The sequence below is a fragment of the Brunnivagina elsteri CCALA 953 genome (assembly GCF_002289455.1).
GTDB lineage: Bacteria > Cyanobacteriota > Cyanobacteriia > Cyanobacteriales > Nostocaceae > Brunnivagina > Brunnivagina elsteri.
The window spans coordinates 1-6531 of the sequence record NZ_NTFS01000372.1; the positions used below are offsets into that span (position 1 = coordinate 1).

Annotated in this window: 6 protein-coding genes and 1 pseudogene; 4 read left to right on the top strand and 3 right to left on the bottom strand. The window is 37.9% G+C overall.

The features are described 5' to 3' along the window. Positions 1–1391: Hsp70 family protein (locus tag CK510_RS24125; protein WP_095724094.1), on the bottom strand; the 1391-nt coding region annotated here is incomplete at its 3' end. A gap of 316 nt (positions 1392–1707) precedes the next feature. Here CK510_RS24125 and CK510_RS24130 point away from each other — a divergent pair. Together CK510_RS24130 and CK510_RS24135 are read left to right on the top strand one after the other, a co-directional pair. After that, positions 1708–1926 (top strand): hypothetical protein, encoded by a 219-nt coding sequence (locus CK510_RS24130; protein WP_095724095.1) that lies wholly within the window; start codon positions 1708–1710, stop codon positions 1924–1926. A 493-nt stretch (positions 1927–2419) separates the two neighbouring features. Continuing rightward, complete coding sequence (locus CK510_RS24135; RefSeq protein ID WP_095724096.1) at positions 2420–3250, top strand: hypothetical protein; 831 nt, start codon at positions 2420–2422, stop codon at positions 3248–3250. A gap of 90 nt (positions 3251–3340) precedes the next feature. On the opposite strand, the gene CK510_RS24140 is transcribed toward CK510_RS24135, so the two are convergent. Beyond that, on the bottom strand, positions 3341–3832 hold the full coding sequence (locus tag CK510_RS24140; RefSeq protein WP_095724097.1) for a WD40 repeat domain-containing protein: 492 nt from the start codon (positions 3830–3832) through the stop codon (positions 3341–3343). A gap of 177 nt (positions 3833–4009) precedes the next feature. Between CK510_RS24140 and CK510_RS24145 the strand changes: the two genes are divergently transcribed. After that, a complete protein-coding gene (locus CK510_RS24145) occupies positions 4010–4516 on the top strand; it encodes a hypothetical protein (RefSeq protein ID WP_158224956.1) in 507 nt (168 codons plus the stop codon). 40 nt (positions 4517–4556) lie between these two features. Here CK510_RS24145 and CK510_RS24150 read toward each other — a convergent pair whose 3' ends face one another. Next, on the bottom strand, positions 4557–5933 hold the full coding sequence (locus CK510_RS24150; protein ID WP_095724099.1) for an AAA-like domain-containing protein: 1377 nt from the start codon (positions 5931–5933) through the stop codon (positions 4557–4559). A gap of 385 nt (positions 5934–6318) precedes the next feature. On the opposite strand from CK510_RS24150, the pseudogene CK510_RS24155 reads away from it, so the two are divergent. Continuing rightward, positions 6319–6531, top strand: a pseudogene (locus CK510_RS24155) (bifunctional ADP-dependent NAD(P)H-hydrate dehydratase/NAD(P)H-hydrate epimerase); the annotation flags it as partial.

Genomic DNA, 6531 nt, shown 5'->3' on the forward strand with positions numbered 1-6531 from the left:
GTAATCAACCTATCCCCATCAAAATAAACCTCCGTTCCCCCACTTTCTGCCCCCAATTCACCCATAATTAACTCAATACTGGGTTGATTTTCCATTGATGCACCTAAAAGCACCTCCACAGGTTGACTCATCGGGTAAGCTTGTCCAGATTTGATAATGGGATGCCAACTGTGGCGATTGTTACGTCTATCCCAATAGCGAATACCGTAGCTGTGATATAAAAAATCCTTAATTTCCAACCCCTGGGTTAACTGTAATGCACCTTGAGCGATCGCTTCAAAAGGGCGATCGCATTTAATTATCCCCGCATCAAAATAATTTCGGATCCATCCTTGCACTGCGGGAAGTTGGGAGGTTCCACCAACCAATAATACTGCATTAATATCTGCAACCTCAATCCCTTGTCGTCTGGCTTGCTGCAATAAACTCGTCATCGAATCGTCAAGACGTTGACAAAAGCCATTATTTTTGAGGATATCTGCAAATGTATCGCGGTTCAGGTCGATTTCGTAACTCTCAAAAGTCTCATCGTTAAAATAAACCTCACCAGCTTGGGTTTGGGTTGAAAGTTGAATTTTGATTTTTTCTGCCAAACGTGTAGTTAAAGGATTTGCCACTAAACCTTGAGTTTTGGCAAAATGATCGACAATCCAATTATCGATGTCAGTTCCCCCCAAATTTTGACCTGCTTTTGCTAAAACCCGCGCTGTTTTAACTTTCTGCTTTGAGTCTTCTGCGAGGGATTTATTCCCAAATTTCAGTAAAAACCCCAATGGTTTACCACTTCCTGCTTGCTGAACACTTTTATCCAACTTAACCAACGATAAATCCAGCGTTCCCCCACCAAAATCTATCACCAAGATAACTTCGCGATCGCAGATTCCATAACCCAAAGCAGCAGCAGTAGGTTCATCTAACATTCGCACTTCTTGCACTGCTAAATCTTGGCAAACCTTACCCAACCAATAGCGGTAGGTTTCAAAACTATCAACAGGAACCGTTAACACCAACGAATCGGCAACTTCAGGATTAGAAGCACTGAGTTGAGAAATTACTTTCGTTAAAAACCACTTTCCCGCATCCTCAAAAGTGACAAGTTTCCCGTCAATTTCCGGCAAAAATCCTTGAATATTCGCACCAATCCCCCGCTTGAAACTCCGAAAAAATCGCGAATCGTTGGATAAATCTAAACCCCTATCGCGTACCTGTTGCCCTGCTAAAATCCTTCCTTTTACCGCATCTTCCACATATACCAAGCTGGGAATTAGTGGTGGATTCAGACTTTGCTGAATTGATAATCCAGGTAAATTTAAAGTTTCTGGCTGCTGGGTAACAGGATTCCAGCGAGCAATTACAGTGTTACTAGTACCGAAATCGATTGCGATCGCCATTATATTCTCCGCGTAACTTTGCGCTTCCCTCCGCGTACCTCCGCGTTTAAAAGCCAAACTCCAAGCCGTTCTCAGTATATACAAATATCGTTTTGGTTTTGCATACAACAGATTATAAAGCCTGAAATCCTCGCCAATTAACATTTTACCTTTAGAGCAATCCCCAAGGAAGAGTGACAAATTCCGTAAATGTATCAATAGGAGTTATGTCAAGTTGTAGAAATATTTATTAATATATGTATATAGTTGCCGATGAACTTAGGAACTTGGGTGTTTTTGTCTGCGTACTTTGAAAAAGAAAACAAAATAGGAAATCATGAACAACCCACAACCCACTGAATCCAGTGAATTTGTAGACAATTTCAAAAATGGTATTTGGTTATTTGGTGTATTGTGCTGGGTTTTTGGGATATGCGATCGCACTATAGCTTCGTTTTCTGATGGGTATTTATCTGCTTTGGATTTGACGCAATTGTTTACAGCAGCGACTTTTTTTGTATCGTGGTTATTTTTGAAACCAACATCCAGACTGTAGAGATGGGATATATCGCGTCTCTCCATATTGGTTTACATTGGTAAAGTCGCGATTTTCATTTTTGTGGGTTGAGATGATTTATAAACATGAACAGGGTAATTTGCTTTATTCTTCAAAGCATCTAACATCAACCTACCTAGTTATCTAGAATTATCTTCTGTCAACCAAAAAATATCATCAATCTTTTTTGTTTTGCTTTTTTAAAAGGAAGTCTGAGAATTTCATTTAATCATTTAATCATTCGCGATCGCAAATCAAGTAAATTTTTAACAATTCATACTGCAAAAATAGTGTTATACATTTAACCTGTAAGTATTCAGTGGCTGCTAACCGTGAATATAGTAGCTGATGCTGTTGGTAAAAATGATACTTAATCCCCTATTCATTAGGAGTGGCTATTTCGGGATTTTGCCAATAAAATCTGTAGCTAGTCATAGACGAAAGACTAAATCCAACACAAATACACAACCAGCAACCAAAATTTTAATAGCTTATGTCAAGCACATTACTAAATCAATTTATATTGGATATTTTACGTACCTGTTCACAGAGCAATGGGAAATTCTTACTTTTTTCTTTATTTTCCCTAGTTCTGGCAACTCCTGCGTTTGCTCAGATGAATGGCGAACAATTACCCCCAACACCAATAAACCAAGATGCTTATGGTGTTCCTCGTGTGAATGATGGAAATGGGATAACTTATGATTATCAAGCACCAGTAAATCAAACTACAAATCAAACCACCCAGTATAATCAAACTTCTATTTATCAAAATAACCAAGCTGGGGAGCGCTTTTCTGTTTTAGTTGATGCGGGTACTTATAACGTCCAAGTTTTGCCAGTTGTGAAGCAAGTTGAGCCATCAGCTTATATTCGCAGCTTTGGGGGACGTGCTGTCATACAAGCGGGGATTTTTAGTCGTCAGCAAAATGCAGTAACGAGAATACAACAATTATTATCTACAGGTCTTAATTTAAATAATCTGCGTTTATTTAACTTAACTAGTGGGCAAGAATTAGCGCTGACTCCTGCTGGGCAAACTGGGGGTTCTAATCCTGGGGGAAATCCGAATCAAAACCAGAAACGTTCCAATTATTATTATGTGGCTATACCTGCACGTTCCACAGAATTTCCGGCAATTGAGCAGAGAATTCAGCGCAGCTTGGGACAATCTTTAAATAATGTTGCTGTGGTGCGGAGAAATAGCCCACGGGGTACTCATATCGCAGTTGGACCATTTGCAGAGCGTTCCCAAGCTGAAAAATGGAATGCAGCGATTAAGGATGCTGGTTTGGGTAATGCCAGGGTATATTACGGAAATTAGGGATTCCCAGAAAATAAAATATCCCGATTATATAATTCTCAATCGTATCATTCGTAGGGGCTGGGTATCCCTGCCCCGTATATATTGGGACTAATCTGTAAGTTGTCCATCACAAATATGTCTGTCTTCCTCTTTGAGTTTGGGGCTATTTTTTAGATAGTCATAAACCCAATTACATCCTTGTTTCAATAGTTTATTTAGTTCCATATCTTGTAAATCCCAGAGAATTATTGTTTTTTCTAAACCAGCAGAAGCAGAAGCTAAAAGATGGTCATTTATAAAAATTACATTTCTAATTGCACTTTTGTGACCATGAAGACTGTGGAGTAAATGACCATCACTTATTTGCCAGATTTTAATTATTGCATCTTCACCAGCAGAAGTAAAAAGTTGACTATTTGGGCTGAAATTTACACTTAATATATGTCCTTTATGAGCGGAAAAAGACTTTAATAAAGTTCCATTGCTCGTTCGCCAAAGCTTAATTGAACCATCTAAACCAGCAGATACTAATAATTTGCCATCTGGGCTAAAATGTACATCTTCATCAGTAAGTGACCCATTTCCAAATAATCTTGACATACAAGTATTTCCTCTCCCTGAACCTCCTCGATAATTGAGCAAATCAGGTTGTACTGCATAAAAGCAAAAAATCAATCATATAAATCAACACAAAGCGATTGACCCCAAATTGAGAGATAATACACTCACTCGTATTATCAACAAATAATCATTACTAAAAAATATTGGAGATATCCCATGTCCTTGATGAAATTACACCAACATCAAACTAACTTAAAATTTTCATCTTCAGTTGGAATATTTCTTAGCTTTATGGTTGCCACCACAATTCTCGTTACTTCTCAAGTCACACGAGCAAATGCACAATCTACAAATAGAGATGCACCAACAAGCTTAAGCACTAATATAATCTCTGTAACTGGTTTAAAAAGCGAACCAAAAACCTATTTCTACTATTTCATCGCCAAATCTGGGGAATTAAAGCTTACCCTTGATATCGATGCTGGTTCTACAAATGGTAATGGAGTAGTTTCAACAGTTAGTATTCAAGATCAAGATGGAAATGAATTTTCCCAACTCCTTGCTGGTGCTACTCCTGGTATACCTGGTCGTCAGGTCAAAAAAATCAAGTTTGCCCAATCTACACCAGTGATTTTGATGTTGACTTTACCTCAAGGTGCAACTGCTAACTATACTTCTAAAATTAAAATTGAAGGTGATTATCAGTTAATTAATATCAGATAGATACGTGGAAGAGATAGTAGTAATAATTATATTATTGCTGCTATTTATTCAAGTGTTCCCGAAAATATTTTCGATATAGCTGACAGCGTGGAACTAATTTATCGCCAATTCTCTTAACCAGTCCCATACTGTATAGTTGATATGCCTGCATTGTTTCTACTCCAACTGCTTCGGTTGCATTAACTACTTCAATAAAATTAGCCGCTAGTTTATTATTCGCTTGAAAAATATTTAAAATTCTGCGTAAATATTCTTCGTATATCCCGCCATTTGTTGGAGCATTTTGTAATAAGTTCTCTAGGGTTATATCTTCGAGAACAAGATGATAAAATGCTAATCTAATTAAATATGGATGACCTCCAAGCATAGACATTAATTGCTGCACTTGGGTTTGATTATAATCAAGTTGATGACGTTGGGCTAAATCTTCAATTTGTTCTTGACTAAATTCTGTTAACTCAACCACTAACCCAACATTAAAAGGTGACTGATTTATATCTAACGAACCATAGTTTTCAGTTGAATTTACGACGATTAACCATAATTTTTCCCAAATATCGACGGTTTTAGCTTTCTCGTGCCAGCTACGCAACATTGAGAAGAAACCCTGGGAAATTTCAGGATACTGAAAAATTATATCTGCCTCATCTAATGACAAAACTAAATTATTGTTAATTGCCATTAAAATATTTTCTTCAAAATATGTGGTGCAATTGATAATACTACCCCGATATTCATCCCAAGATTCATTTAATAAAGAAGGTAATTTTAATTTGTAGCTAACATAAGCGCAAAACCATCGCAAAAATTTATCCAAATCGCTAAAAACTTGTGCTTCTGCTTGCGATACATTTAGACGTACTGTGTTGTATCCCTGCTGATTCGAGTGGGAGATAATGCGATCGCAGAAGGATGTTTTACCCATTTGATGGGGAGCTTTAATCCGAATTAGGGAACCAGATTGGAGTATTTTCTCATAACAGCGGATGTCAATCTGTCTCTGGACATAAAATAGAGAATCTAGAGGTACTGACCCTTCTGGATATTCTGGTACAAAATTATTAGTCTGAGAGTCTATTTGATCTAAAGACTCTAATTGCTGTATTTCAATTGGTAGAATATTTGTACTATTGAATCGCGATTCACCAGGGGAGACACTGCGCGATCGCTCTACTGCTGCCTGAAAATTAGTCTTATTAACTTCTTCCCCTAAAGCATCTGAAAGTAACTTCCAGAGTTTGAAACCTACATCTTGCCGCAGATATTTAGCTGCATAACCTTCATGAATGGCAATTTCATCATAATTCAAACCTTGCCATGAGCCTTTCAGGACAAGTATTTCCACATCTTTGAGATGTCTGTTAATTTTGCTGAAAATAGCTGCATCTACAATTCGCAATCCTTCATCAAAGTTCATTATCATCCCAAACAGGTGTACTTGTTCCGATTAATTACTCAAAAATTGCTACACAGCAAGACTTCCGTAAATAAATATACACTGATTTTTTATTTGATTGCCATTTGGTATTAACTTAGGAATATGGATTTAATAAAATACAGAACCTCTCCCTCCGTGTACGGTGAGAAGTTGCGTGCGGGGGTTCCCCCCGTTGAGCAAACTACCCTACGGGAACGCTAAAAGCGAACGGGAGAGGGGAATAAAAGGAGTGAGGTTCTATATTAGATTTGTACTTTATTTAATCCGCATTCCTTAGTATTGCGATCGCGACAAATAATTTTCTTGTTTCAGATTCATCAAAAAGCGTTAGAAAGTAATTAAAAGTCGTGATGAAACTGTACTGATGGATAGGCAAGAACTGATTTCCCAAGTTGTAGTCACAGCGCAACAGATGCGCGATATCGAGGGACGTATTTTTGCCGCAGGAATGCCTGTAGCAGCGTTGATGGAAAAAGTTGCGGGATTAATTACCTGTCGGGTAATGGAGATTAGAGAATGGAAAGACGCAGGGATAAGAAGACAAAGGGAACAACACAATTATTCTCCCCCCCTCCCC